The following is a 26,411-nucleotide window of genomic DNA, read 5'->3' as shown; positions in this document are numbered from 1 at the left end:
GGTGGGGGGTGCGGCCCCCACCCGGCGCCGTCCGCGCGTCCGAGCCACAACAGGAGACGTGTCCATGAGAACCGCCTACGGGCTGCACATCGACGGCCTCGACGAGGTCACCGACCTGGGTATCAGCACGGGCCCACCCGCGGGCTGCCGGCCGGTGACCGTACGCCAGCGTCAGGCCGATCCGCCGCCGCCCGCGCCGTTGGACGCCGACCGGATGGTCCGGCTGCTCACCGACGGCCGTACGCTCGAACTGCGACGGGCCAACGGCAGCGCCACCTTCTACGGGCCGCCACTCGCCGCCGACGTGCTCGCGCACCCCTATCTCGCCCCGGTCGCCGTTGTGGTCAACCGCTGGGCGGGGCGGGAGACCTTCCACGCCGGAGCGTTCGTCCACAACGGACGCGCCTGGGTGGTGCTCGGTTCCCGTACCGCTGGCAAGAGCACCCTGCTCGCGGCGCTCGCCGACCGAGACGTGCCGGTGCTGGCCGACGACATCGTGGTCTGCGACGACGGTGACGTGCTCGCCGGCCCGCGCTGCGTCGACCTGCGCGAGCCCATCCCCGGCCTCGGGCTGCCCACCCGGGGCGTCCGCGACGACACCCGGCTGCGGGTCACCCTGCCCGCCATCGCGCCCCGACTGCCGCTCGGCGGCTGGATCTTCCTGAACTGGGGCGACGGCCCCGCACTGACCCCGGTCGGCCCGGCCGACCTGCTGACCCGCCTCGCCGCCCGGCGCTCCCTGCCGGAGTTGGCCTCCGATCCGGCCGCACTGCTCGCGCTGGCCGGCCAGCCCGGTTACGACCTGACCCGCCCTCGGGACTGGGCGGCCCTCGACGCCACCCACCGGCTCCTCGACACCACGCTCACCCACATCGGGGCGCTGACATGACCGCCACCGCCGGGCTCGCCCTGCGCTGCCTCGCCCTGGACGCCCTGGCCGTGGACACCAGCGACCTGCTGCGCCTCTACGGCAGCGACAGCATGCTGCTCAAGGGCGCCGGCCTGGCCCACCGGCTCGGCACCGACCGGCTCTACGGCGACGTGGACCTGCTCGTCGCGCCGGCCAGCATCGCGGCCGTACGGGATGTCCTCAACTGCGCCGGCTACCGGATGCAGTTGCCGGCCGAGCTGTACGACGCCGCGGCCAGCTGGCACGAGCAGCCCTGGTGGGCCCCCGGCCCGGTGCCGCTGACCGTGGACCTGCACAGAAGCTTTGCGGGCGTCGGCGACCACGACGCCCTGTGGCGTCTGCTGCGCGCCGGCGCGGAAGCCCTCGACCTGGCCGGCGGGAGCGTACTCATCCCCGATGACGCCGGCACCGCCCTGTTGGCCGCCCTGCACGCCGCCAGCCCGGCAGGCTTCGCCAAACCCGCCCGGGACCTCGAACGCGCGCTGGCCGTCCTGCCTCCGCAGGCATGGGAGGCGGCCGGTCGACTCGCCGTCGACTGCGACGCGATGCTGGCGTTCGCCGTCGGGCTCCGGCTGCTGCCGGCCGGCGAGGCGGTCGCGACCCGCCTCGGGCTGTCGTCCACGGCCGGACCGTCGTCGACGTGGCTCGCCGCCCGCCTGGCCAGCTCCACCTCGGTCGGCCTGGCGCGACTGACGGAGTTGTCCGGGCCGCGGGGCGCCCTGCGGTCGCTCGCCCGGGAGGTGCTGCCGCTGCCCGTACACATGCGGCAGATCGACACGGGCGCGCGTCGCGGCCGGCGGGGTCTGCTGTGGGCGTACGTCCGGCGGATCGCCCGGCATACCCGGCACCTGCCCTGGGCGCTGCGGGATCTGCGGACCGCACGGCGGCGGTCGTGCTGATCCCGCGCGTGGTGGCGGTGGCTCGGCTGATCCGCGGGTACGGGCCTCTCGGCGTGGCGCTTGTGGCGTGGGCGATGCTGGCCTGTCGGCTGGTGCGTCGCCAGCTCGCCCGAGGTGGGCTGGGCGCGGTACGCCTCGCCGCACCCCCACCCGGCGGCACCGACAGGCTGGTCCGACGGGCGCTGCGCCGTAGTGGCGGCAACTGCCTGGAGAGCGCGCTCGTGCGGCAACGCTGGTTCGCCGAGCAGGGGGTGCCGCGGACCGTTGTCATCGGGGTCAGCGCGCCGGCTGCCGGCTTCCACGCGCACGCCTGGCTCGACGGCGACCCGGACCCGCACCGCCACGAGCTGGCCGTGATCCTGCGCCACCCAGCCCCGCCGGCCTGGGTACGCTGACCAGGCCGGCCGGCCGACCGCCCCCGATGCGGGTGTCAGACATGCTCGATCAGGTCGATGGCCTCCAGCTCGGCGAGGAACGCAGCCACGTCGGCGGCGGCCCGCTCCAGCTCGACCGGGCCCCGCTCGGCCAGCACCTCGGCCAGCTCGGCTGCGGTGGCCCCCGCCATCAGATGCGGCCACAGCATCGCGGCCGACCGGTCCAGTGCCAGGTAGACGGACTGCCGGAGGTCGAGCAGCACCGTCTCGTCGCCGGCCGCTCGCCAGGCGACCCGGTCACCCCGGACGCGATAGACGGTCGTCGTGTCGGCGTTCATTTCGGCACCTCCAGAGTGGAACGTTCGCGGTTTCTCCAGCCGGCCAGCCACACCTGCTGCACCAGAGCGGCGGTGCGGGGGTTGACCGGCCAGCCCGACCACTCCCGCCGCAGCGCTTCGGGGTCGATCAACGTGTCGTCGACCCCGCCGCCGTCCCAGGAGCGCACCAGCTCCCGGGTGTGCGCCCGGAAGAACACCTCGTCGAAGACCGCCTTGCGGCGGGGTGCGATCACCAGCGGGGGCAGCTCGTCGTCGGCCACCGTCGCCAACAGCTCACGTCGTGACGGTGACCGCATCCGGCCGTGGTGCGCGGACAGTGCGGCGGCGAATCCGCCGTCCAGCAGCGGCGTCACCGCCAGCACGTCGTGGTCGGCGGCGATGGTGGCCAGGCTCGTTCGGCTCATCGTCAGGTCGCGGCGGCGCAGGTGCCAGGAGATCCGTCCGGCCAGCCGGTGCGGCTCGGCGCGCTGTTCGCGGCGGAACGCGCGCCGCGTCCGCCGGGCCACCTCCGGCCGCAGCCACGGGAACGGGTCCGGTTCCCGGTGTCGCAGGTGTGTCCGCAGCCGGCCCACCCGGGCCCGCAGCGATCCGGGTCGGCGTCGCCAGCCAGCGAGGATCTGATCCCCGCCGAGGCCGGTGAGTAGCGAGCCACCACGGGCGAGTTCCACGATCGGCAGGTGCAGATGTCGGTTCGGCGGGTGTAGCTGCCCGTACCGGGTCAGCAGCCGGCGGGCGACGGGCCCGACCAGGTCGAGGTCGCCCTCGGCGTAGAGGACCTGCCACTGCCGGGCCAGACCCAGCTCGGCGATCACCCGGTTCTGCCACGGCGATTCCTGCGCGCGGGGCGCGTCGATGAACCGCCAGGTGACCGGCACCGGGTCGGGCAGCCCGTGCCGCCGGGCCACCCGGGTGGCGATCGCCAGCACGAGCGAGGAGTCCACCCCGCCGGAGAAGCTGACCAGGCACGGTGGCCGGCTCAGCGCCGGAAGCACCGCCCGTTCCAGGGCGACCAGCGGTGCCGGCGCCGGGTCGGACGTCACGGCAGGTGGTGCGGGATCGGGATCCAGCCCCAGCACGATGCCGCACGCGACATCGCGCGCGGTGGCCTGAGACGGTGCGGGTTCAGTCACGGGTGAGCACCCCTCTGCGCCGGGCGATCCGCAGCGCGCGGTCGAACGACCAGGTGGACAACGGCAGCAGGACGGCGGCGGCACCGGCCAGCGTCCAGGCGGCCCCGCCCCATCCGCCGCCGGCGAGTGCGGCGCGCAGCCCGTCCAGCGCGATCCGGGTGGGCAGCACCGCGCAGACCGGATGCAGGACGTCGGGCAGCGCCGAGGTGGGGAAGTAGGTGCCGGACAAAAACGACAGGGCGACCACCAGCAGACGGGCCGCCGGGTCGCCGTGACCGACCGCCATCGTGAGCCCCATCAACGCCACACCGAACGGCAGCGTGCTGAGCGCGGCGAGGGCCAGCACGACCAGCACCGCGGGCCATCGGGCGGCACCGACGTGCAGGCCGAAGAACCCGGACAGCAGGCCCAGGTAGAGCGCGGCGCGCAGCAGCGCGAACACGAACGGGTACGCGGCGAGCCCCAGCGCGAGTGACCAGCCCGGCACCGGCTGTGCCACCCACAGTTCCAGCGTCCCGTCCCGCTGCTCGGTGGTCACACGCGTGACCACCTGCACGGTCGCGGCCTGGAGCACCAGCAGGAAGACGATGCCCACGGCGACGAAATCGAAGTAGCTGACCGAGCGGGCGAAGCCGGCGTCCGGGTGCGGTGTCAGCACCCGGGAGACGAACAGGAAGACCAGCAGGTTCAGCAACCCGAACACCAGGTCCAGCAGGAACGACAGACGAAGCCCGCGACGTTCGCTGAGGTCGCGGGACAGCAGTGCCAGCACGCCGCGGGCGCCGGCCTGCCATCGCGGCGCTGCCCCGGCGTCCCCGGCCGCCACCCGCGCGTCGCGCGGGGCGACCGCCGCCTCGAAGCTCCTCACCGGTACCTCCCGAACACGGCGACGGGCGGCCTGCGACCCGCACACCCCACGGACACCGGACCGGCCGACCAGGTCGCAGCGTCGCGGACCCCGATCGGCCGGCCGAATGGGCCGGGCCAGGGTGAGTGGCTCGGACAGGCAGAGGTTAGGGCTCGTGAAGGGGGCGGCTGCGATTGCCGGAGGGTCGAGAACCCGACAGATTCGTCCCAGGAAATGCGTAACCACAAAGTCACAACCGGGTCGGTCACCGCCACACCCCATGAAATGCAGCGCCAAGGGCGTCAGGAGAACAGTTTCCATTGTTGCCTGGTAGAGAACGGTCCGACGACCCGTCGTTCGCGAAACGGCCAGCGTGTTCGCGAAGCGGACCGGGCCATCAACTCGGCGTGTCGCATGAGTAGAACGTTCAATCAGATCGGGTCGGATCGCCGGCCCGCTGGAGGTGACGGCCTATGCCGCGGACGGAAAACCCTGACGGGCACGAGCCTGCGACCCGAGACGTCGTCGAGACCGACGACCCAGAGCGAGCGCACCACATAATCACACTCAGATTCGGAGAACATCGGACCAGGATCTCCGGGCGACCCGCTCGCTTCCGCTACCGGCGAGTCACGCTCGGCATCGACGAGCTGGAGATCGGCGACACGCGCTACACGATGCGCAGCCGCACCGAGTCGTTGCCCTATCCCGATTTCGCCGCGGTGACCCTGACCCACGGCCGGTACGCGATCCGTGCCGACGATGAGGAACTGCGCCTCGCTCGGGGCACGACCGGCCGCTACCCGGAGGTGGGTGCCATCCACCTCGTCGACGACCTGGCGTCCATCGTGGTCCGGATGCCGATGCAGCGGATCGCGGCATGCGCCTCCGCGCGCACCGGCCTGCCGGCCGCGAATTTCCGGTTCACCGCGATGGCACCCGTCTCCCCGGCGATGGGCCAGCTCTGGCAGTCGACGACGGCGTTCGTCAGGCGTCAACTCGCCGTCAACGCTGTCGTCAACAGTCCACTGGCCAGGGCGGGCCTGGTGGACCTGATGGCGACCACCGCCGTCGCGGTGTTCCCGAACACCACCATGACGATCAACTACCTGCCCGGACAGTCAGGTGTGGGACGCGCCATCGTCCGTCGGGCCGCCGAGTTCATCGAGGCCAATGCCGCGGCGCCGCTGACCGTGGGTCGGATAGCCGAAGCGTGCGAGGTCAGCCAACGCGCGTTACAGGCCGCGTTCCAGCGGTACCACGGTCAGACCCCGATGGCGTTCCTGCGCACCGTCCGGTTACGCCTGGCGCACTGGGACCTGCAACACGCCAAGCCGGGGCAGACGGTGGCGGAGACGGCCCGCCGCTGGGGGTGGACCCATCCCGGGCGGTTTGCCCAGGCGTACCGCGAGACGTACGGCTGCCATCCCTGCGACACCCTGCGGGCTACGGGCGCATCGTCACCGGCGGAGCAGCGGCCGTAGGACCGCCCTCGTCGACTCGCATCCGGCCTGGCCGTGGGTCGTGTCCAGTGCGCGACGAACAGACCGGGCTCGCCGGACTCCGGATTTAGCCTGATTCGGTGATCTCGATGGCCGCTACGGGCGTGCGCGTCAGGCTGCTCGGGCCGGTGGAGGTGGTTGTCGCCGACGGTCCGCAGGCGGTCAACGGTGTACGCCGCAAGGCGGTGCTGGCGACGCTGGCGCTGCAGGCGGGCCGGGTCGTGAGCGCCGACCGGCTCATCGACGTGGTCTGGGGCGAGCGCCCACCGGCCACCGCGGCGAACACCCTGCAACGCCACGTCTCCTATCTGCGCGAGGTGCTCGGCGAGCCCGGATCGATCGTGGCGCGCCAGCCCGGTTATCTGCTCAACACCGGGCCGGAGTCCACGGATGTCCAGGCCGCGGAGCACCTCCTCGAACTGGCGCGGCGATCGACGGACCGGGCCGAGCAGGTGGCCCACCTGACGGCCGCGGTGGCGCTGTGGCGTGGCCCGCCGCTGGCCGACGTCAGCGGGTCGGCCTGGCTTGAGGAGCAGGCGGACCACCTGGCACGGCTGCGGCTGGAGGCCGAACGAGCGCTCGCCGAGGCCCGGTTGTCCGTCGGCGAGCACACTCGACTCATCCCCGGGTTGGAACGGCTGGTCCGGCAGCACCCCTTCGACGAGCACCTGCACGCGCAACTGATGCTCGCCCTGTACCGCGACGGCCGACAGGGCGACGCGGTCGCCACGTACCGGCGGCTGCGCGACGCCCTGCGGGAGAACCTCGGCATCGACCCGAGCCCACGGCTGCGGGATCTGGAGAGCGCGATCCTGCGTCAGGACACCGCTATCGCCGCACCCGCTCCGGCCACCGCGGTACGGGTGGTGGCGGCACAGCTGCCGCCACCCGTACCGACGTTCACCGGGCGCGACGCGGAACTCGCCGCCCTGGACGCGCTCATCGACCGGGGCGGCGCGGTGGTGGTGTCCGGTACCGCCGGCGTGGGCAAGACCGCGCTGGCCGTGCACTGGGCGCATCGTGCTGCGGAGCGCTTCCCGGACGGACAGCTCTACGTCAACCTGCGCGGTTTCGACCCGGCGGCCACACCGACCGAACCGGCGCGAGCGTTGCACGGGTTCCTGGAGGCGCTCGGCGTTCCGGCGGCACGCATGCCCAGCGAAGTGGACCTGATGGTGAGCATGTTCCGCACGGCCGTGGCCGGTAAGCGTCTGCTGGTGGTGCTGGACAATGCACGCGACGCGGAACAGGTCCGCCCGCTGCTGCCCGGCTCACCCGACTGCCTCGCGATCGTCACCAGCCGCGACCAGCTCATCCCGTTGGTCGTCACCGAGAGCGCCCAACCGGTGCCCCTCGATCTGCTCAGCCCTGGCGAAGCCCGCGACATGCTGGTCCGCCGGCTCGGGGCGCACCAGGTCGCCGCCGAGCCCGCCGCCGCCGACGACATCGCCGACCGGTGCGCGCGGCTGCCCCTCGCCCTGGCCATCGTCGCGGCCAGAGCCGCCACCAATCGGCACTTCTCGTTGGCCGCCGTCGCCGGGGAACTGGGCGACCTGGACGCCTTCCGGGCGGGCGACGAGGCCACCGACGTCAGGGCGGTCTTCTCCTGGTCGTGCCGGACCCTCAGCCCACCCGCGGTCCGGCTGTTCCGGCTGCTGAGCGTGCATCCCGGCCCGGACGTCTCCGCCCCGGCGGTGGCCAGCCTGGCCGGCGTCACCCCGCGAGCGATCGGTCCCCTGCTCACCGAGCTGACCCGGGCGAATTTCTTCACCGAGCACACCTACGGGCGCTACGCGTTCCACGACCTGCTGCGCGCGTACGCCGCCAGCCTCGCCGACGAGGCCGAGCCGCCGGCCGAGCGCCGCGCCGCGATCCACCGGCTGCTCGACCACTGCCTGCACACCGCGTACGCGGCCGACCTCGCGCTGCACCCGCACTTCAGCGCGATCAGCCTGCCGCCCCCTCGGGAGGGCGTGACGGCGGAACGCCCCAGGAGTCGATCCGCCGCCGCGGCGTGGTTCACCGCCGAGGTCCCCGTCCTGCTCGCCGCGGTTCCGCTCGCCGCGCGGTCCGGGTTCGAGGGGCACGCCTGGCGGCTCGCCTGGACCATGGCCGGCTTCCTGCACCGGCAGGGGCACTGGCAGGACTGGCTCGGCACGCAACAAATCGCGCTGGCCGCCGCATCCCGCATCGGGGATCAGGCCGGACAGGCCCACGCGCACCGCAGCCTCGGTCTGGCCTGCTCGCGGCTCCGCCGGTACGACGAGGCCGACGACCACCTGCGGCGCGCGCTCGACCTGTTCACCGAGGTCGGCGACGACGCCGGACGGGCACACACCTGCCTGAACCTTGGTCAGCTGGCGGAGCGGCAGGGGCAGCACCAGCAGGCGCTCCGCCATTCCCGGCGGGCGCTGGCCCTGTTTCGGGGAACGGGCAACCGGGCCGGGCAGGGGTACACCCTCAACGCGGTCGGCTGGCAGGAAGCGCTGCTCGGCAACTACCACCGCGCCCTTGAGTCGTGCGGCGAGGCGCTGCGGATGTTGCAGGAGGTGGACGACGTCCAGGGGCAGGCCGACACCTGGGACAGCCTCGGCCACGCCCATCACCAGCTCGGCGACGACCGGCGGGCGATCGCCTGCTACGGGCACGCCCTCGACCTCTTCACCCAGGTCAACGACCGGTACGCCGAAGCGAGCACGTACGTCAACCTCGGCGGCAGCCACCGGGCGCTCGGCGACCTCGACGCCACCCGTGCCGCGTGGCGCCGGGCCCTGACCATCCTCGACGAACTCGGCGATGCCGACGCCGACTCGATCCGCGCCGACCTCGACCAGCTCGACGCCACGCGGCTGCGCTGACGTACCCCGCTTTCAGCGCCGTTTCCGGGCCGCTTCAGCGCGCCCCGCCACTCTTCGGACACCAGTTTCTATCCGCACCAGGAATGGAGCGTTCGATGAGTCGTCTGGCACACCGCCTCGCGGTGATCGGGGTGGTCAGCGCGACGGTGCTGGCCATGTCCTCCGCCGCCGTGGCCCAGCCCGAGAAGCCGCCGCAGAAGGGCGCCGACTGCGTGGTCCAGCACGTCGACGACCGCGGCACCGTCGTCCGTACCGAAACCGAGCCCGAAGGCCGGGAACACGGCCAGTTCCGCTGCGTCGGCGGGAAGTGGACCTTTGCCTGGGAGCCATTCGGACCGGACGACGCGATCACCGCCGACGAGATCCAGCTGGAGCCGTCCGGTGCCGTGTCGGTCCGGCGGTTCACCGGCCTCGCGCTCGGCAACGACCTCACGGTGGGCGAGATCACCGGCATCGTCCGGGCCGTCAGCGGCAGCCGCGAGGTGCTGATCGACCGCGCGATCGTGGCCGTCGACGACGGCAAGGAGCGGACCCCGGAGCAGGTCGAGGCGCTGCTGGCCGGCAAGGACGACACCGGCGTACGGGTGCTGGACATCATCGAGAAGCCCGACGCTGCCATGTCGACGAAGGACGTCATCGACGAGGCCGGCGGCACCCCTGAGACGACAGTCGTCTACTTCAGCATCTTGGGCGCGATCAAGTCGTTCTTCGCCTGGATCGTGGACACGATCGACGAGATCGGCGAGTGGATCGACGACCACTGCGAGTGGGGGTCGCCGAACACCGTGGGCGACATCGTCACCTGCCGCTGGTAGCCCGCTCGACACCGATCACCGAGATGAGGACACGATGACAACTCTGCGGGACATCACCAGGCGCGCCACCATCGTCACGACCGCCCTGATCATCGCGCTGACCGCCTCGTACGCGCCGTCGCAGGCCGCCGAGGGGGAGGCCCGGACGACGATCACCGACCACCCCGGTGCTCCGGGGACGATGCTGCAACAGTTCGAGGACCAGACCGGCCGGCCCGTCGGCGACCTGGACAAGGTGCTGGCCGTCGACACCGGCGGGCGGAACCTCACCGGCGACCAACTCGAAGCACTCGCCGCCGGCAAGGAGGTCGACGGTGTCACTGTCGTCGGCACGATCCCGGGCAGCCGAGAGGTGTTCGGCACGACAATGGCCGACCTCGCCGACGGGGCGTACGACGGCAGGGGCGACAGCGGGACGGCGACGTCCCTGCTCTTCGCCTCGTCGACCCCCGACGGCCGGGAGTGGTGCCTGACCATGTGCGTCGCGTCGGGCAAGTCCGTGTGGGAATGCCTGCTCTCGCGACTGGCGGGCGGGCCGATCCTCACCCTCGACCTCGCCGGCGGCACCACCGTCGGCGGGACGAAGGCGGCCTTCGAGAAGGCAAACGGTGTCGCCGTCGACGGCCCGGACACCGTGCAGACGCTCATCGGCGACGGCGAGCCCTCAGCGGACGAGATCAGGACACTCCTCGACGGCAGGGACATCAGATCGTTGCGCCGCGTGGCGACAGTGGACCGACCGGACCCCGGGTGGGCGCTGACCGACATCGCCGAGAAGTCAGGCGTTGTCTACGCGAAGACCAAGGCCCACATCTTCACCTTCAGCCTTCCGTTCCTCGGCAAGATCCTCGCGGTCTGCATCTCGCAGGATGGTGGGAAGACCTGGAAGTGCTCGGCCCGTCAGTGGGGCGGCTTCTAGGGATCAGGTCACCGACGGTCCCGCTCCGCATCGACCCCACCGGTCGACGCGGAGCGGGATGTGGTTCACCTGGTGCGGCGGACCCGCCAGCCTGATCAGTTCACTCGCGCCGGGCGGCTCCGAGGAGGGCGTACGCCAGCACGCCGGTGACCGCCAGGACGGCGGCGACCCATGCCCCTGGTCGGCTGCTCGGCGGTTGGCCCTGCCAGGTGACGACGGCGCCCCAGGCGCCCGACTGGGGAAACATGGCGGCGACGACCGTCCAGCCCAGCGGAAGGAACCAGGCGCGGGCCGCGCCGACGACTGTCGCGCACAGGGCGGTCAGGCCCAGCAGACCTGCGCCGTCACGGAGCACCAGCACGCCCGGACCGAAGCGGGCACCGGTGGGCTGGGTGGCGAGAAGCACGACGAGGACCACCGCCAGCGCGGCCAGCAGGTGCGCGACCCGACGCCAGGGCCACCGCAATGCGGCGGTGCGTTCCAGGTCTTCGTCCGGGGCGACCAGCGTGGTCGACAGGACCGCCACCATGAGGACGACCGTCAGCACGACGACCAGCGCACCGAGGTCGCGGTCGGTGGAGAAGACCAGCCACAGAGCCCAGATCAGGGCGGCGGCGCCGACGGACGCGGCCAGCGCCAGGGGTACGCGGCGTGCCCGCAGGTAGAGGGTCATCGCGACAGCATTCCGGTGGTGTCCCGGCAGGCCAGGATCGCCGCGCGCACGGCCGCGATGCGGGCAGTCGCCTCCGACGACGGAAGCTCTCGCAGGCCCCGCCAGAGCGTGACGGCCTCGGCGTTCAACAGGGGATCCTCCGAGATCATGCCGGGGACGACGCCGACGTCGGAGACCGGCTCGCGGCCGAGCAGGTAGTACGCGGCGGCCCGTTCGACAGCGCCGTTGCGTTGGCACTCTCCGGTGAAGTCGACGCCCAGACTGAGCACGATCTCGGGGACCACAGAGGCCGGATGGGCGAGGCCACCGCGGTCGTCGATCCGTACGGTGATCGTGATGATGTCGTCGTTGCCGGCGGGCATCTCGTCGGGGAGGGCGAACGACCGCCGGTCCTCGTGCACCTGCGTCGGCGCGTCCGGCAGCTTCGCGAGGACGGCCAGCCCTTCGCGGGCCAGTGGGGTCAGCGTTTCCAGCACGTTCGCGTTGACCCGGGTGACACAGACCGTCGGCGCGTCGTCGGTGCAGACGAGTTCGCGGGCGACCGGGTCGACGGGCGCGATGAGAGTGGCCTCGTCCCGGGGGACGATCGCCGCCCCGGCGCCGAGACCGAGCAGCGCCGGCAGTACGGCCGCCACCCGCGCGTACGGGCTTCGGGTGACCAGCAGCAGCACGCCGGTGAACGCGAGCGCGCCCATCCAGATGGCGAGCGCGCCGGTCACCCGGGGATCGATGGTCTGGAACGGGTAGAACGGGTTGCTGCCGTAGGCCGGCGACAGCACCGCGCCCAGCCAGTCCGGCCGCATGATCGTGGTGAAGAAGACCAGCAGCACGCCGGCCACGGCGAGCGCGGGGGCGGTCACCAGGGCGGGCAGCAGCCGACCGAGGCCCAGGCCGAGCCAGGCGGCCGCGCTCAACGAGAACGCGCCGACCAGCACGATGGCGACGACGTCCGGCGGAAAGTACGCGGCGGTCGAGGCGATCCGCAGGCCGCCCGCGACGACCACGAGCAGGTACGCGAGCCCGACAGCGGCCCCCATCGCGACGAGGACCGGCAGCATCCGGCGGACTGGGGACCGGGGGGTGGTGTCGAACAGTTCGCCCACCCTGGCCCGGTGCTCGCGGCGGCCCTGCCAGGCGCCGGCGGCCAGGGCGAGCGGCCACAGCAGGAGCAGGTACTCCTTGGTGGTCAGCGTGAGCGACATCCAGCCCTGCGACCAGCGTCCGGGGGCGAGGTAGAGAGCGGCGACACCGACCACCAGTGCGAGCACTGCGGCACCGATCGCGGCGGAGCGGCGCAGTTCGATCCGGAGGATGCTCATCGGGCGGCCTCCGCGCGGTGCCGGTGCAGCAGGGCCGAGTAACCGCGTTCGGCGGGGCTGTCGCCCGCGTGGCCGTCGTCGCCGTGCGCGACCAGCGCGGCGGGCGAGCCCTGCCACACCAGCCGGCCCTCGTTGACGAGCACTACCTCGGTGCAGGCGGCGACCACGTCCTCGACCAGATGGGTGGAGACCAGGACGCAGGCGTCGGTGCCCAGGTCGCGCAGCAGCTCGCGCAGGTCGAGGCGCTGCTCGGGGTCGAGGCCCACGGTCGGCTCGTCCATCAGCAGCACCTGCGGGTCGTTGACGATCGCCTGCGCGACGCCGGCCCGGCGCAGCATGCCGCCGGAGAGCGTTTTGAGTCGGGCGTCAGCCTTGGCGCTGAGCCCGACCCGGTCGATCGCGCGCTGCGTGGCCGCCGGGATGGCGGCCTTCGGCATCTCCTTCAACCAGGCCAGGTACGCCACGAACTCGCGCACCGTGAACCGCGGGTAGTAACCGAAGTGCTGCGGCAGGTAGCCCAGCGCCCGCCTGGCCGTCCGCAGGTCGGTGCGGCCGTCGACCGGGCTGCCGAGCAGGGTGAGGCGGCCACCGGCCGGTTTGAGCACCGTCGCGAGGGCGCGCATCAGCGTGGTCTTGCCCGCGCCGTTGGGCCCCAGCAGCCCGTGCACGCCGGTGCCCAGGCTCAGGTCGAGCCCGTCGACGGCCAGGTGGCGTCCGGCGCGCACCTGTAACGCTTCGGCGTGGATGGCCCAGGGGTGAATGGTGGTGGCCGTCTCGGCCGTGCTCACCGCTCGCATCGCGGATCCCTTCAGTACGAGGTAAGGCGCCGGAAACTGCCGGCGCGGAGAGAGGTCAGGGCGACCAGCACCGCGGTGAGGATGGCCCACCCGCCGGTGGCGGCGGGCTCCAGCAGTGCCGGCAGTTCGGCGGTGGCGAGACTGGGTGCGACCACGACGGCGGTCCAGGCCGCCATCAGGCCGATCGCGGCACGGTGGACCCCGATGACCGAGCCGAGCAGCAGCGTCGCGGCGGTGAAGGCCAGGCACGGCAGCAGCATCAGCGCGGGGTTCGCCCGGCTCGGGCCGAACGAGGCGGACACGGCGAGCACCGGAATGACGAGGACCAGCACCACGGCGGTGCGCCGCAGCAGCATCGTCAGACCGGTCGAGGGGGTGCCGGCGATCAGCTCCCAGGCCGGGTCGACGCGCCTGCTCCAGGCGGCCGCGACACCGGGCAGCGGCGCCAGCGGCGCGAGCAGCAGCACGATCGAGGGCAGCTCGGGCAGGAGTCGCGTGAGCAGCGTGGCGGTGCCGAGCACGGCGGCGGTCATGGCGACCCAGGGGAGCATCGCCGCCACGAACCAGCGCTGCCGCACCGGCGTACGGAAGCGGGACCCGGTTGTCGGGACGGGCCCGGCGGCGATCTCGCTGTCGACGGCGGCCGCGACCTCGGCGATCAGGGCGCGCGACGCGGACGTGGTGCTGCCGGCCAGCCGGGCCCGGCAGTCGGCGCAGCTCTCCAGGTGCACCTCGATCGACCAGACGGTCGCCTCGTCCTGGCCGCTGTCGCCGGCGGCGTAGCTGTCGATCTCGCTCAGGGTGGGATGCGTGGTCACGACAGTGCCTCCCGCAGGGCGATCCGGGCGCGGCGTACCCGGGACTTGACGGTGTTCTCGGGTACGCCCAGCAGCACGGACGTCTCGCGGATGGTGAAGCCGTCGAGGACTGTGGCGCGCAGCACCTCGCGCACCTCGGGTGGCAGGGTGGCCAGGGCCTGTTCGAGCTCCTGCCCGACGCGGCCCGCCATCACCTCGTCCTCGGCGGCCGGCACGACGGTGTCGGTCGGATGGACCTGCGGTAGCTGGGCCTGTCGGGATCGGCGTCGGAACGCGTCGACCAGGCGGTGCGCGGCGATGGTCCACAACCAGCCGACGGCGCTGCCCCGGACGTGGTCGCCGGCGAAGCTGCCGGCCGCCCGCCAGACCGCCAGGTAGGTCTCCTGGAGCACGTCGGCGACCACGTCCGGATCGGCGCAGCGACGGCGCAGCCGCACCTCCAGCCACGGTGCGGTGCGCCGATAGAGCTCGTCGAAGGCCCGCCGATCGCCACGGGCCACGCGGCGTACGAGTTCCTGCTCGTCGGCCGCGTCCAGTCGTCGTCTCACATCGGGTAAGACGACGACGTCCTCCTGATCGGGTCTCGCGCTGGGGTGATCGCCGTCACATTCAGTCGTCGGGGCGACGATCAGCGCGTCGGCGTCACGGGTCGCCGCCCGACGAAGCCGCTCACGATGCGGCGGCGAGGGTCTCCGTTCGAGTGGCGGTGATGCGGTGGCGGCGCACCGGGTACAGGATCGGGTGCGAGATGCCCCACGCCGCGCCCGCGCAGACGAACTCCTTGTAGCGGGCCGCCAGCTTACCGGTGAGCAGGGACGGCTTGGCCCGGTCGTCGGCGGTCACGTACTGGATGATGCCGTCGCGGCGGCCGAGGCTGATGCACTGGTTGAAGTAGCGCAGTGGAGCCTTGGGGAACTTCTCCCGACCGGTCAGGCGGGCGGCGATGGCGTCGGCGGCCTGCCAGGCCATCGGGACGCCCGAGGCGCAGGACATCCGCAGCGGCTTGCCGCCCGGCCCTTCGGCGATCGCGGCGTCGCCCACCGCGTACACCTCGGGGTGGGAGACCGACCGCATGGTGGCGTCGACGATGATCTGCCCGGTGTCCGCGACGGCCAGCGTCGTGGCGGCGGCGATGGGGTGGACCGCGAAGCCGGTCGTCCACACGACCACCTGGGCGGGGATCTCCCGACCGTCGCGGGTGACCGCACCGGTGGGCGCGACCCGCGCGATGTCGGTGTGCTCGTGGACGGTGACGCCGAGCCGGTCGCAGACGCCGCGCAGGTGCTGCTGCGCCTTGTCGTTGAGCCAGTCGCCGAGACCGTCGCGGGCGGCGAGCGTGACGTCGAGGTCCGGCCGGGTCTCCGCGATCTCGGTGACCGCTTCGAGGCCGGTGAGGCCCCCGCCGACGACGAGCACCGTCGCACCGGGCGCGAGCTGGGCGAGGCGGTCGCGCAACCGCAGCGCCGAGGGCCTGCCGGCGATGTCGTACGCGTGCTCGGCGACCCCGGGGACGCCATGGTCAGCGGTGGCGCTACCGAGGGCGTAGACGAGCGTGTCGTACGCGATCTCGTCGGTGCCGTGGTCGTCGGCGAGCGCGACGGTCCGGCGGTCGGCGTCGACGGCGGTGACCCGCGCCAGTCGCACCTCGACGCCGGTGCCCGCGTAGATCTCGGCGAGCGGACGGCGCCTGAGGTCCTGCCCGGTGGCGAGTTGATGCATGCGGACCCGCTCGACGAAGTCGGCGTCGGCGTTGACGATGATGATCTCGGCGTCGTCGCGGTGCAGCCGCTTGGCGAGGCGCCCGGCGGCGGTGGCACCGGCGTAGCCGGCTCCGAGGACGACGATGCGGTGTCTCATGGTGGCACTCCTGTCTCGGTGGCGGTCGCTACCTGAACCGGACAGCGACGCGATTCCTGACAGGAGTGGGCTATGAGCTGGGTCACCAGACGTGCAGCGTGGGCTCCCCGTGCGCGGAGGCGAGCCACTGCCGGGTGGCGCGGACGAGCTTGTCCGGGTTGACCTGGCTGTGGATGGCCGCGACACCGTCGGGCGTCACCTCCACGGACATGACCCCGATGACCTGGTCGTCGATCACGACCACCACCGCCGGAGCGCCGTTGGCGGTGGCGATGTGCAGGGCGGGGCTGCCGCCGACCAGGGCCCGCTTGACGTCGGCGGGCTTGAACAGGCCACGCAGGAACTTCGCCACCGCCAGTGCGCCGACGATCGGCGCGGTCCGAGCCGGGATCTTGCCGCCGCCGTCACCGATGCTCGTCGCGTTGTCGGTCAACAACTCCACCAGCCGTTGGATCTCGCCGTTGTTGGCCGCGGTGAGGAACTCCGCGACGATCTTCCGGGCAGCGGTCTGGTCGACCTCCGCGCGAGCCCGTTCGGCGGTGACGTGCCGCTTGGCGCGCCGGTAGGTCTGCTGGCAGTTCGACTCGGTGATGCCGAGGATCTCGGCGATCTCACCGTGCGAGTAGCCGAACGCCTCCCGCAGCACGTACACCGCGCGCTCGTTGGGCGACAGCCGCTCCAGCAGGGTGAGCACCGCCATCGACACCGACTCGCGCTGCTCGGCGGTGTCGAGCGGGCCGAGCATCCGGTCACCGGCGAGGACCGGTTCGGGCAGCCACGTGCCCACATAGGTCTCCCGCCTGGCCCGCGCCGACGTCAACTGGTTGAGGCACACGTTGGTGAGGACCTTCGTCAGCCACGCCTCGGGCGTCTCGACGTGCTCCCGGTCGGCGCCCTGCCAGCGCAGGAAGGTGTCCTGGACGGCGTCCTCGGCGTCGCTGGCCGAGCCCAGCAGGCGATAGGCGATCGCCTCCAGGCGGGCCCTGGAGTGCTCGAACAGCTCGACCTCGTCCGGACTGAGCGGCATGACTAGACAGTATCCACCCACCGCTCGCGCCATGATCAAGTGATGAAAAGTAGCTTTACGCGCCGTTCCTGACCTGTTTTTCGTCACTTGATCAACGGATCGCCCGGCGGCGCCGCCGCCACTGCGATCAGGCAGATCGCTGCGGCGGTGATGAGCGGCGGGCGGGCGCCGAGGTGGACGGCCGCGGAGCCGAGCGGGATGGCCACGACGAGGGGTCCGAACATCGCGGTGTTGGCCGTTGCCGAGACCCGTCCCAGCAGCGCCGACGGCGTGTGGGTCTGCACGGCGGTCACCGCCGCGACCAGGGTCCAGGGCAGGCCGACGCCGGCCACCACCGCCCCGAAGACAGTGGCCGGCCACCACGGCAGGCAACGCGCCAGGCAGCCGAGCGCGAACAGCGCCGTGCCGGCGACACCGACCGCGACGGCACCCCTGGCCGCGATGAGCCGGCCGACGATCAGGCCGCCGAGGATGGAACCGGCGCCCTGCGCGCTGGCCAGCACACCCAAAAACGTCGTCGGCAGCCGTAGCTCGGCGACGACGATCGCATAGATTCCCGCCGTCGTGAATCCGGACATGGCGATGGACACCGCCGCGAGCACGACCGGCAGACGTGTCGCTCGCTGTCCGAACAGGACCACCAATCCGGTACGCGGGCCGCCGCCGCGTTCGGTGGGCTGGTCGGCGCGGGTCCGGTTCAGGCGGAGCACCGCGTACAGGACGGCGACCAGGACCGGCATGGCCGCGCTGAGCACGGCGACCGCGGGGCCGCCCCGCCACGCGTAGAGGCCGGCCCCGACCAGGGGAGCGACGAGCTTCATGCCCTCCTGGGCGCTGGAGCGCCACCCGTTGACGTCGCCGAGTTCGGTCGGCGCGAGCGCCGACGGCAGCAGCGCCGTCTCGCCGGCGTCGATCAGCACGTAGCTGACGCCGTAGGCGCACGAGACGGCGAAGATGAGCCAGGTCTGCCCCGGCCCCCGCACCGTGAGGAGTGTCAGCAGGGCGGCGGCCAGGATGAGGTTCACGGCGATGACCAGCGGCCGTCGGGGCGCCCGGTCGAGCAGACCGCCCAGCCACGGGCCGGCGAGCACCGGGGCGTACACGCAGAGGCCGGCGAGAGCGGCGAGGCTGGTGGAGCCGGTGAGGTCCAGGATCCAGATGCCGGCGACCAGGGACATCGCGCTGCTGCCGAAGCCGGACAGCAGGGAGATCGCCACGAACAGGCTCGCGTTGCGACGCATGAGCACTCCGAGCTGAGTCGAGGTGACTCACATCCTCAGCCTTGAGTTGAGTGCTGGCAACGTTGATGTGCCCTGTCAACGCACCATTGACAGGGCGGCGTCGATCCTGGCTGCGGCGGTTCGAGCGGGCGCGGGCAGTCGCTCGCCCGCTTCGGCGAGGTCGGCGGCGAGGTGCAGGGCCAACGCGTACAGCGAGCCCGGGGCGGCATCCAGCGCGGCGTCCACAGTGCTGCGCACGAGTGCCGCACGACGAAATCGGCTGTCCCACCGCTGATCGGCGCCGATCCAGCGGCCAAGGTCGACCACCGCCGCCCGTAGCGCCGCGATCTGCGGGGGCAACCGGCGGTCGAGCTGCTGCCGCCGCGACCAGCGCGCCGCCACGAGCCGCTGTCGACGCTGCTCGGCGGCCTGCCGGCTGCCGAGGCCGAGTGCCGTCGCGATCTGCGCCCACGTCGCACCGTCGTGGCGCGCCCGGTCGATGATCTCCAGCTCCTGCTCGTCCAGCCGAGCGCGGGTGGCGCGAACCTCCGCCAACCGAGCCAGCTCCGAGGTCATCTGTCAACGTTACATTGACACCGCCGGGGTGTGGGTCTGGGCATTCGCAGCGGACTTCTTCGCGTACCCACTCAGATCGGTCAACGGCGCACCTGATAGCGCAGGTGAAGCACCCGGTTGCCCTGAACAACTACGTCTGGGCCTTCCAGCAGGTGCTGCGCGTCGACGGAGCCGAAGTAACGCTTACCGGACCCGAGCACGACGGGTGCGACGTCCATGCGTACCTCATCGACCCAACCTGCGGCGAGCACCTGGCCGCCGACGTCGCCAGCAGCGACCTCGACAGTGCGGTCACCCGCAAGCTCTCGCGCCTTGGCCACGGCTGCCTCGATGCCGTCTACAAAGTGGAAGGGCGCCTGGGGGTCCCAGCCCTCAGGCGCGCCACGGTGACTCACCACGACCACATGGTCGATCCCACTCGGAGGCGTCCCATCCCAGCCGTCGGTGATGTCAAAGACGTGGCGGCCGGCGATCGTCACTCCGATCTCGTCCCAGTACGGCCGGATGTGGTCGTAGGACGCCTGCGACACCTTCAGAACGCCACCTTCGTCCAACGGCACGTCACCGCTGACCAGCCACTCGAAGATCGGCCCGGGATCGTCGTTCTCAGCCGCGATGAAACCATCCACCGAAACCGACGCGTTCATAACCACTTTTCCCATGGGTTCCTCCTCTGTTTGGAGTCCCAAGTCTCGTGCGGCGTGAGCTGTCGCTCTTGTACGAAATCAATCGGCTGGCAGCGGCCAGCCGTCCAGGACGTGGTCGGGATGATCGCGCAGGAATCGCCGCCGGACTTCGGCGTACCGGGTCGGCGTGAGCCCGGTGAACTCCCGGAACTCGCGCACAAAGTGGGCCTGGTCGAAGTAGCCAGCGCCAGCGGCAACGTCTCCCCAATCGATCGGTGCAGCCACGTCGAGCGCCAACACCGTGGAGCTGAAGCGGTAGCTGCGAGCCAGCCGTTTCGGCGTGACACCGACTACGGCCTTGAACCGCTTCGCCAAATACGTGCTGCTGGCGCGGGCCGCCACACCGATGTCGCTGATCGGCACTGTCCCGCCTGTCGCCGCGACGGCGCTGCTCACTTGGCGGACCAGGTCAAGACCGTCGATCACCCGCAGCCGTCGCACCAGTTCCTCCTCGAGCAACATCAGCACTTCGTGCGGTGCGTCCGCCACGCTCAGCCGCCGTCGCAACTCCGCGATAGCGGGCTGGCCCCAGATCCGCTCGACCGTTGCCGGTCGATCGCACAACTCGGCCGCGGGCATCGGAAGGAACGGTGCCAGCCCCCACGGCCTGAAGTGGACGCCCACGGACCGGGTCGGGGTTGGATAGCCGAATTCCCACGCACGGGTGGGCGTGGTGACCGCGCAGCCGTCGGCGTACTCCACGGCTTCCACGTCGGTGCCCGCGCGGATGAGAAACGGCGCCCCGAGGTTGACGATGAGCAATGGCGCAGGCGCCGCCGGCAGCATCAACCGGGAGTACGGCGGGGCACCCTCCAGGTAGTAGAGGTCGTCGATCAGTCCGTCCAGCGGCGGACCGGGCACCCTGGACACATACTCCACGCCGACATCATCGCCGACGGCCCATCCGGCATCACGCGCCGCCGCCAGCATCGAGCCGGCGCCCGATCCCTGACGGGCACCCCGGCGCATCTCGGTCCCCAACTACACCCCAACTTGTGAAGCCTCGACGTCCGCGATCATGGCCGGTCGGATCCTCCAGTCCGCCATGATCAGCAAGCTATCGCGGCCCGGCGCTCTGGTGTCGGCGCAGCCCGGCGACGAGGAGTTCGACCATGCGACGCGCGTCGTAGCGGGGCTCGCCGGCGCCGATGCAGAGATTGCCGACACCGCGCAGCAACTCGAAGGCTGTCACGTCGGGACGGATCTCGCCCGCTGCGGCAGCGGCGTCGAGCAACTGGGCGCAGACCGGCACGAGACGGTCCAGGAAGTAGGCGTGCAGCGTCTCGAAGGCCGCGTTGTCGGACTGTAGCGCCTCGGCGAGGCCGTGCTTCGTGACCAGGAAATCGACGAAGAGGTTGATCCACTGGGCGAGGGCGGCGTGCGGTGTGCTGCTGGCGGCCAGCAGTATCGGCCCGGCCTCCGCGCACGCCTCGACCTGGTGCCGGTACACGGCCACGATGAGGTCGGCGCGGGTCGGGAAGTGGCGGTAGAACGTGCCCACACCGACGCCCGCCCGGGCGGCGATGTCGCGTACGGGTGCGTCGACGCCCGAGGTGACGAAGGCCGCGGCGGCGGCGTCCAGCAGTGTCGCCTCGTTGCGCCGAGCGTCGGCCCGCTTGCGCGGGGTCGAGCGTCCCGATCCGCTGTCCATGTCGCCCACCGCGCTGTTACCCCCATCACTTGGCAAACGGAACCGCGTTCCGTATCGTTCCTAGCGGAACGTGGTTCCACTTGCTCAGAATGCCAGAGCGGGTGGGCCATTGCCACTCACCCTTCCGTGGAGGAACAGTCATGCAGTACCGCACCCTGGGGCGCACCGGCGTCCAGGTCAGCACCCTCGCGCTCGGCGCGATGAACTTCGGCAAGCTGGGGCGCACCACCCAGGACGAGGCGACGGCGATCGTCGACGCCGCGCTGGAGGCCGGAATCAACCTGATCGACACCGCCGACATGTACAGCCAGGGCGAGTCGGAGGAGATGGTCGGCAAGGCCATCGCCGGGCGCCGCGACGACATCGTGCTGGCCACGAAGGCTGGCATGCCGATGGGCGACGAGCGCAATCAGCGCGGCAGCTCGCGCCGCTGGCTCGTCACCGAGCTGGACAACAGCCTGCGTCGTCTCGGCGTCGACCACGTCGACCTCTACCAGATCCACCGGTGGGACCCGACCACCAGCGACGAGGAGACCCTGTCGGCGCTGACCGACCTGCAACGGGCCGGGAAGATCCGCTACTTCGGCTCGTCGACCTTCCCCGCGTACCGGCTGGTGCAGGCCGAGTGGGCCGCGCGGGAGCACCACCTGGGGCGTTACGTCACCGAGCAGCCCAGCTACTCGATCCTGCAACGAGGGATCGAGGCCCACGTTCTGCCCGTGACCGAGCAGTACGGGCTCGGCGTGCTCGCGTGGAGCCCGCTCGCCTCCGGCTGGTTGTCCGGCGCGGTCCGGGCCGGCCGGGAGATCACCACCAGCCGCTCGACGCTCCTGCCCGCCCGCTTCGACCTCAGCGTTCCGGCCAACCAGGCCCGGCTCGACGCCGTCGAGCAACTGGCCACCGTCGCCGACGAGGCGGGGCTCACCCTGATCCAGCTCGCCCTCGGGTTCGTCACCGCGCACCCGGCGGTGACCAGCGCGATCATCGGCCCGCGCACCATCGACCACCTGCACGCACAGCTCGCCGCCGCGGACACCGTGCTCCCGGCCGACGTGCTCGACGCCATCGACGCGATCGTCGCACCCGGGGTCGACCTTGCCGCCCACGAGAAGTTCGACACCCCGCCCGCGCTCCTCGACCCGGCGCGGCGCCGTCGCTGAGCCTTCGGGTGCGGTGGTCGGCGCCGCTGGTCACCTAGGGTGAGGCTCATGAGCGCTGAGGCTGTCGGCATGCACATGCCCGCCGTTGTGACGCTCGACGACGTGGCGGCGATGAACGCCGCGGATCCGAACGGTCACCGCTACGAGACCAGCCCTGAGGGGTCCTGTCGGTCATGCCGCCGCTCGATTCGGAGCACGCCATGATCGCCAGTCGCCTCTTCGCCTGGCTGATCGTGGCGGGGTGGCCCGCCGAGCAGGTGCTTCAGGCCGTCGGCGTGCGCATCTCCGGACCGGACGGTGACGGTGGCCGTATCCCTGATGTGAGTGTCTGGCGTAAGCCGCCCTCCCGCAGCGTCTGGGCCACGGTCACCGACGTCGTGCTCGTCGTGTCACCCTGCACCGGTTGAGCGGGGACGGCACCTACGAGGCGCGGGCACGAATGCCGCTGGCCTGGCTGCTCCAGACCGTTTCCGCCGACCACCTCAACTGACGCCAGCGCTGCGGAATCGTGTCACAGCGGGGCCGGCGGTTGCTCAAGAGCTGATCGACTCGGTGTTGCTGACGTCGGGGTGTTCCGGTGTGCGGGATACCGCGACGTCAATGAACCCGAGTTGATCAGTTGGGCGCGCAGCCTCGCCGGAGGTTGTCGCAGACCGGACAAGACGGTAAAGCCCCTGGTAGAGCACCCTTGGGGCAGGTGGAGGTAGACGGGTGGCTGGCCACATCCCGATCCTCCGGCCCGGCGCGGACAGCATCGTCCGCGCCGGTGCCGCCCTGACCCAGCTCGGCCTCGACGCCGTGGCGGTCACGGCACAGCTGCCGTGCCTGCCGTCCCCGTGCCCCGCCGGCCTTTCGCACTGTGGACCCCGCTGGGTCCGGCGTCGCTAACCGCGCGCCGAGCCCTGGCGACCGAGCCAGAAGGGCCCGACATGGCCGCTCCCACCGCGACCGCAGCCTTGAACACATCCGTCTTCGGGCCGGGTGACCAGTGCTGTTGACCGTCACCGGCAACTCCGGACGTACCTGGACCCGGGTTTCCGACAACGGCTCCGTGGTCGTGTATCGGTCGGTGGCGTGATGCCCCGGGTCACCGTCCAGGTCCGCGACGCCGCCGGCAACACCGCGACGGCCGCCGCCGACTACACCCTGAGCCAACCCGTGCTCGGTGGCTACTACCTGTCCGGCGGCGCCGATCCGACCGCCGACATGGCGGGGGGCAACTTCCGGTCCCTCACCCAGTACCGCAGCCTCGCCGACGGCTACATCTTCCCCGGCTACAACCGGCCCTGGCTGGTCACCCTGGGCAGGGCCGGAGTGCAGATGAACATGGTCCTGGAGCTGAAGCACTACGGCGCTCCGAACCAGGGACCGCAGCGTTTCGTGGTGGACGGCATCAGCTACACCGTGCCGGCGCCGTCGATGACCATCCAGCAGCGACCCGGCACGACCTGGCCGAGGGCGTACGGGTACGGCCAGGTGCTCAAGGGGCAGTGCGACGGGCTGCTGGCCCGCGCCCTGTCGCAGTACCGGACGCTCGGCCTCGGGGTGAACATCCAGCTCGCCTCGGAGTTGGACACCGATCACGAGTTCGGCACCACCGAGGACGGCAGGGCGTACACCTGGGCCGGGTCGGACGCTCGGGCGGTGCAGGCGGTGAACTACATCCTGACGTGGTTCAAGGCGCGCAAGCTGCCGGCTGGCACGACCTTCTCGGTGGGGCTGGGCGGCTTTGACCGGGCCTGTTTCCAGCGCACCCACCCGGAGACGCTGATGTCCCGCCTCGACCATCTCCAGTGGAACGCGTACGCCACCAACGCCAGCCACACCGCGCTGGCACGGTTTCGTCGTACCAAGGACTGGGCGGTGGCCGATCTCGGCCCGGTGGCGCTGTCCCGACCCGTGATCATCGCCGAGTGGGGGGTCAGGAAGGCCGAGATCCCGGACCAGGCAGCCTGGATCGCCACCGTGCCGCCGGCGATCGCCCAGCTCAACGCGGAGCGTGGGCCACGGATCGTGCGCACCAACTACCTCAACTCCGGGTGGGGCACGCTGACGCCGAAGGCGGTCGGGTTGGCGGCGCTCCGCGCGGCGTACGTCAAGCGGCCGTACGTCTGACCGGCTCCCGGCGGCTCCGGGGCTGGTGCCGGTCAGCCCTCACCGAGCCGTTCGGCGTACGCGTCGCGCAGCTCGGGCCAACCGAAGTCCTTGGCCTCCGCGCCGCGGATCGGGCCGACCGGGTCGCCGTCGAGCAGCCGGTCGGCCACGTCGAGGCAGAGGTGCCAGCCGGCCGCGACCATCGGCAGCATCCCCCGGCCGGCGACGGTGTGTCGCAGGGTGAGTCGGGTGCCGCCGCCCAGCGGGCTCAGCTCCCACCGCAGCAGGTCGTCGCCCCAGGTGTACTCCAGCAGGTGCGGCGGCTCGGCCCGGCGTACCGTCGCCGGCTGCTGCTGGATGGTCTCGCCGTCGACGAGGGTGAGCACGGCGTCGCCGGCGTTGCCGAGATCGCGGTCGGCGAGGAACGGCGCCCACTGGGCGAGTTGGGCCGGGTCGGTCAGTGCCGCCCAGACGGTGGCCGGCGGATGCCGCAGGTCGCGGACGAAGACCAGTGTCGCGCCGGCGTCGGCGGGCTCGGCGCGCACCTCGGCGGGTGGGCTCGGGCGGAAGGCGTCGCGGTCCATTCACTGCTCCTGACTGTCGAGGTGCCGTTCCAGGGCGTCCAGGTGTCGGGCCCAGAGCCGGCGGTACGGGTCGAGCCAGCCGTCGACGTCCCGCAGCGGGCCCGGGTCGAGGCGGTAGATCCGCTGTCGAGCGGCCGTCCGGCAGGTGACGAAGCCGCCGTCTCGAAGCACCCGCAGGTGTTTGGAGACGGCCGGCTGGGTGACCCCGAGCGCGTCGACCAGCTCGCCGACGCTGCGATCGGCGTCGCGGAGCTGATCGAGGATCCGGCGTCGGGTGGGCTCGGCGAGGACGGTGAAGACGTCGGTGGACACCGCCCTAATATGCCTCGTTGGTCATATGACTGTCAAAGCATATGACCGGAGTCTGCGTCCCGACGCGGCGGCACCGATCGGCTCCCTATGCTCGGATCATGGAACTTCGGATCTTCACCGAGCCCCAGCAGGGCGCCAGCTACGACCAGTTGCTCGCCGTCGCCCGCTGCGCCGAGGACGCCGGCTACGGCGCGTTCTTCCGGTCCGACCACTACCTGTTGATGGGTGACGGCACCGGCGAGCCCGGCCCCACCGACGCGTGGACCACGCTGGCCGGTCTGGCCCGGGACACCAGCCGCATCCGGCTCGGCACGTTGATGACCGCCGCCACCTTCCGGCTGCCCGGCCCGCTGGCGATCACCGTGGCGCAGGTCGACCAGATGAGCGGCGGCCGGGTGGAGCTGGGCATCGGCACCGGCTGGTACGCCGAGGAGCACAGCGCGTACGGCATCCCGTTCCCGCCCCTGGCCGAGCGGTTCGACCGGCTGGAGGAGCAGCTCGCCGTCATCACCGGGCTCTGGTCCACGCCGGTGGGGGAGCGGTTCGACCACGACGGCCGGTACTACCCGGTCCGGGATTCGCCCGCCCTGCCCAAGCCGGTGCAGCAGCCGCGTCCACCGATCCTGCTCGGCGGGACGGGCCCGAAGCGCACCCCTCGGCTGGCCGCCCGCTACGCCGACGAGTTCAACCTGCCGTTCGCCTCGGTGCCGGACACGGCGGCGCAGTTCGAGCGGGTCCGCGCCGCCTGCGTCGAGATCGGCCGGGACCCGGCCGAGATGGTCTGGTCCAACGCCCTGGTGCTCTGCTGCGGGCGCGACGACGCCGAGGTGGCCCGCCGGGCCGCCGCCATTGGCCGCGAACCGGACGAGCTGCGGGCCAACGGCCTGGCCGGGACGCCCGCTGAGGTGCTGGACACCATCGGCCGGTACGCGGACATCGGCAGCGAGCGGCTCTACCTCCAGGTGCTGGACCTCAGCGACCTGGAGCACCTGGAGCTGGTCGCCAGCGAGGTGATGACGAAGCTCTGAGCCGGCCGGATGGCCGT

General features: G+C 71.8%; 28 protein-coding genes. 11 read left to right on the top strand and 17 right to left on the bottom strand.

Annotated elements, in window-relative coordinates; genetic code table 11:
* Nucleotides 1–64: 64 nt before the first annotated feature.
* Genes ABZU52_RS15205 through ABZU52_RS15195 form a run of 3 tightly spaced genes read left to right on the top strand, consistent with a single transcriptional unit; the run spans nt 65 to nt 2,204 of the window.
* The gene (locus tag ABZU52_RS15205; protein ID WP_354971646.1) at nt 65–889 is read left to right on the top strand and encodes a hypothetical protein; all 825 of its coding nucleotides are present in this window, start codon (nt 65–67) and stop codon (nt 887–889) included.
* Nucleotides 886–1,809 carry a nucleotidyltransferase family protein gene (locus ABZU52_RS15200; RefSeq protein ID WP_354971645.1) on the top strand — a complete coding sequence of 308 codons (924 nt, stop codon included), beginning with the start codon at nt 886–888 and terminating at the stop codon, nt 1,807–1,809. The genes ABZU52_RS15205 and ABZU52_RS15200 overlap by 4 nt, the downstream gene beginning before the upstream one ends.
* Nucleotides 1,803–2,204, top strand: a complete 402-nt coding sequence (locus ABZU52_RS15195; protein ID WP_354971644.1) for a lasso peptide biosynthesis protein — start codon at nt 1,803–1,805, stop codon at nt 2,202–2,204. The genes ABZU52_RS15200 and ABZU52_RS15195 overlap by 7 nt, the downstream gene beginning before the upstream one ends.
* Nucleotides 2,205–2,239: 35 nt before the next feature.
* Here ABZU52_RS15195 and ABZU52_RS15190 read toward each other — a convergent pair whose 3' ends face one another.
* From ABZU52_RS15190 to ABZU52_RS15180, 3 genes are read right to left on the bottom strand one after another with little or no spacing between them, the layout of a single operon-like run.
* Complete coding sequence (locus ABZU52_RS15190; protein ID WP_354971643.1) at nt 2,240–2,521, bottom strand: PqqD family peptide modification chaperone; 282 nt, start codon at nt 2,519–2,521, stop codon at nt 2,240–2,242.
* A complete protein-coding gene (locus ABZU52_RS15185; RefSeq protein ID WP_354971642.1) occupies nt 2,518–3,651 on the bottom strand; it encodes an asparagine synthase-related protein in 1,134 nt (377 codons plus the stop codon). The genes ABZU52_RS15190 and ABZU52_RS15185 overlap by 4 nt, the downstream gene beginning before the upstream one ends.
* Entirely contained in the window at nt 3,644–4,519 is an 876-nt protein-coding gene (locus tag ABZU52_RS15180; protein WP_354971641.1) for an ABC transporter permease, read from the bottom strand. Before ABZU52_RS15180 ends, ABZU52_RS15185 begins: the two co-directional genes overlap by 8 nt.
* A gap of 656 nt (nt 4,520–5,175) precedes the next feature.
* On the opposite strand from ABZU52_RS15180, the gene ABZU52_RS15175 reads away from it, so the two are divergent.
* From ABZU52_RS15175 to ABZU52_RS15160, 4 genes are all read left to right on the top strand, one after another.
* Nucleotides 5,176–5,982 (top strand): helix-turn-helix transcriptional regulator, encoded by an 807-nt coding sequence (locus ABZU52_RS15175; RefSeq protein ID WP_354971640.1) that lies wholly within the window; start codon nt 5,176–5,178, stop codon nt 5,980–5,982.
* Between the two features lie 107 nt (nt 5,983–6,089).
* Nucleotides 6,090–8,858, top strand: a complete 2,769-nt coding sequence (locus ABZU52_RS15170; protein ID WP_354971649.1) for a BTAD domain-containing putative transcriptional regulator — start codon at nt 6,090–6,092, stop codon at nt 8,856–8,858.
* Nucleotides 8,859–8,953: 95 nt separating this feature from the next.
* Nucleotides 8,954–9,673: a hypothetical protein gene (locus ABZU52_RS15165; protein ID WP_354971639.1), complete on the top strand. Its 720-nt coding sequence runs from the start codon at nt 8,954–8,956 to the stop codon at nt 9,671–9,673.
* Between the two features lie 34 nt (nt 9,674–9,707).
* Nucleotides 9,708–10,592 carry a hypothetical protein gene (locus tag ABZU52_RS15160; protein WP_354971638.1) on the top strand — a complete coding sequence of 295 codons (885 nt, stop codon included), beginning with the start codon at nt 9,708–9,710 and terminating at the stop codon, nt 10,590–10,592.
* A gap of 100 nt (nt 10,593–10,692) precedes the next feature.
* Here the strand turns inward: ABZU52_RS15160 and ABZU52_RS15155 are convergent, their stop codons facing one another.
* From ABZU52_RS15155 to ABZU52_RS15100, 12 genes are all read right to left on the bottom strand, one after another.
* Nucleotides 10,693–11,265, bottom strand: a complete 573-nt coding sequence (locus ABZU52_RS15155) for a hypothetical protein (RefSeq protein WP_354971637.1) — start codon at nt 11,263–11,265, stop codon at nt 10,693–10,695.
* Nucleotides 11,262–12,584: a hypothetical protein gene (locus tag ABZU52_RS15150; RefSeq protein WP_354971636.1), complete on the bottom strand. Its 1,323-nt coding sequence runs from the start codon at nt 12,582–12,584 to the stop codon at nt 11,262–11,264. Before ABZU52_RS15150 ends, ABZU52_RS15155 begins: the two co-directional genes overlap by 4 nt.
* Nucleotides 12,581–13,381 (bottom strand): ATP-binding cassette domain-containing protein, encoded by an 801-nt coding sequence (locus tag ABZU52_RS15145; RefSeq protein WP_354971635.1) that lies wholly within the window; start codon nt 13,379–13,381, stop codon nt 12,581–12,583. The genes ABZU52_RS15150 and ABZU52_RS15145 overlap by 4 nt, the downstream gene beginning before the upstream one ends.
* An 11-nt stretch (nt 13,382–13,392) precedes the next feature.
* Nucleotides 13,393–14,199, bottom strand: coding sequence for a hypothetical protein (locus ABZU52_RS15140; protein WP_354971634.1), 807 nt, complete (start codon nt 14,197–14,199; stop codon nt 13,393–13,395).
* On the bottom strand, nt 14,196–14,747 hold the full coding sequence (locus ABZU52_RS15135; RefSeq protein WP_354971633.1) for a sigma-70 family RNA polymerase sigma factor: 552 nt from the start codon (nt 14,745–14,747) through the stop codon (nt 14,196–14,198). The genes ABZU52_RS15140 and ABZU52_RS15135 overlap by 4 nt, the downstream gene beginning before the upstream one ends.
* Before the next feature lie 121 nt (nt 14,748–14,868).
* Nucleotides 14,869–16,056, bottom strand: coding sequence for an FAD-dependent oxidoreductase (locus ABZU52_RS15130; RefSeq protein WP_354971632.1), 1,188 nt, complete (start codon nt 16,054–16,056; stop codon nt 14,869–14,871).
* An 82-nt stretch (nt 16,057–16,138) separates the two neighbouring features.
* Nucleotides 16,139–17,083: an RNA polymerase sigma-70 factor gene (locus ABZU52_RS15125; RefSeq protein ID WP_354971631.1), complete on the bottom strand. Its 945-nt coding sequence runs from the start codon at nt 17,081–17,083 to the stop codon at nt 16,139–16,141.
* 83 nt (nt 17,084–17,166) lie between these two features.
* A complete protein-coding gene (locus ABZU52_RS15120; RefSeq protein ID WP_354971630.1) occupies nt 17,167–18,324 on the bottom strand; it encodes an MFS transporter in 1,158 nt (385 codons plus the stop codon).
* 75 nt (nt 18,325–18,399) lie between these two features.
* Nucleotides 18,400–18,879 carry a hypothetical protein gene (locus tag ABZU52_RS15115; RefSeq protein ID WP_354971629.1) on the bottom strand — a complete coding sequence of 160 codons (480 nt, stop codon included), beginning with the start codon at nt 18,877–18,879 and terminating at the stop codon, nt 18,400–18,402.
* 80 nt (nt 18,880–18,959) lie between these two features.
* The gene (locus tag ABZU52_RS15110; protein ID WP_354971628.1) at nt 18,960–19,541 is read right to left on the bottom strand and encodes a dihydrofolate reductase family protein; all 582 of its coding nucleotides are present in this window, start codon (nt 19,539–19,541) and stop codon (nt 18,960–18,962) included.
* Between the two features lie 63 nt (nt 19,542–19,604).
* The gene (locus ABZU52_RS15105) at nt 19,605–20,495 is read right to left on the bottom strand and encodes a helix-turn-helix domain-containing protein (RefSeq protein WP_354971627.1); all 891 of its coding nucleotides are present in this window, start codon (nt 20,493–20,495) and stop codon (nt 19,605–19,607) included.
* 127 nt (nt 20,496–20,622) lie between these two features.
* On the bottom strand, nt 20,623–21,225 hold the full coding sequence (locus tag ABZU52_RS15100; protein ID WP_354971626.1) for a TetR/AcrR family transcriptional regulator: 603 nt from the start codon (nt 21,223–21,225) through the stop codon (nt 20,623–20,625).
* Nucleotides 21,226–21,356: 131 nt separating this feature from the next.
* Between ABZU52_RS15100 and ABZU52_RS15095 the strand changes: the two genes are divergently transcribed.
* From ABZU52_RS15095 to ABZU52_RS15085, 3 genes are all read left to right on the top strand, one after another.
* On the top strand, nt 21,357–22,376 hold the full coding sequence (locus ABZU52_RS15095) for an aldo/keto reductase (protein ID WP_354971625.1): 1,020 nt from the start codon (nt 21,357–21,359) through the stop codon (nt 22,374–22,376).
* A 200-nt stretch (nt 22,377–22,576) separates the two neighbouring features.
* A complete protein-coding gene (locus ABZU52_RS15090) occupies nt 22,577–22,783 on the top strand; it encodes a hypothetical protein (protein ID WP_354971624.1) in 207 nt (68 codons plus the stop codon).
* A 670-nt stretch (nt 22,784–23,453) separates the two neighbouring features.
* On the top strand, nt 23,454–24,491 hold the full coding sequence (locus tag ABZU52_RS15085) for a hypothetical protein (protein WP_354971623.1): 1,038 nt from the start codon (nt 23,454–23,456) through the stop codon (nt 24,489–24,491).
* Between the two features lie 32 nt (nt 24,492–24,523).
* Here ABZU52_RS15085 and ABZU52_RS15080 read toward each other — a convergent pair whose 3' ends face one another.
* Together ABZU52_RS15080 and ABZU52_RS15075 are read right to left on the bottom strand one after the other, a co-directional pair.
* Nucleotides 24,524–25,054, bottom strand: coding sequence for an SRPBCC family protein (locus ABZU52_RS15080; RefSeq protein WP_354971622.1), 531 nt, complete (start codon nt 25,052–25,054; stop codon nt 24,524–24,526).
* A complete protein-coding gene (locus ABZU52_RS15075; protein WP_354971621.1) occupies nt 25,055–25,366 on the bottom strand; it encodes a metalloregulator ArsR/SmtB family transcription factor in 312 nt (103 codons plus the stop codon).
* 98 nt (nt 25,367–25,464) lie between these two features.
* Between ABZU52_RS15075 and ABZU52_RS15070 the strand changes: the two genes are divergently transcribed.
* Complete coding sequence (locus ABZU52_RS15070) at nt 25,465–26,394, top strand: LLM class F420-dependent oxidoreductase (protein ID WP_354971620.1); 930 nt, start codon at nt 25,465–25,467, stop codon at nt 26,392–26,394.
* The last annotated feature ends 17 nt before the right edge of the window (nt 26,395–26,411 follow it).

Source organism: Micromonospora sp. NPDC005220, assembly GCF_040607895.1.
In the GTDB taxonomy this organism is placed as follows: domain Bacteria; phylum Actinomycetota; class Actinomycetes; order Mycobacteriales; family Micromonosporaceae; genus Micromonospora.
Note: the sequence above shows the minus strand (reverse complement) of the source record. Positions and strands in the feature narration are given on the sequence as shown.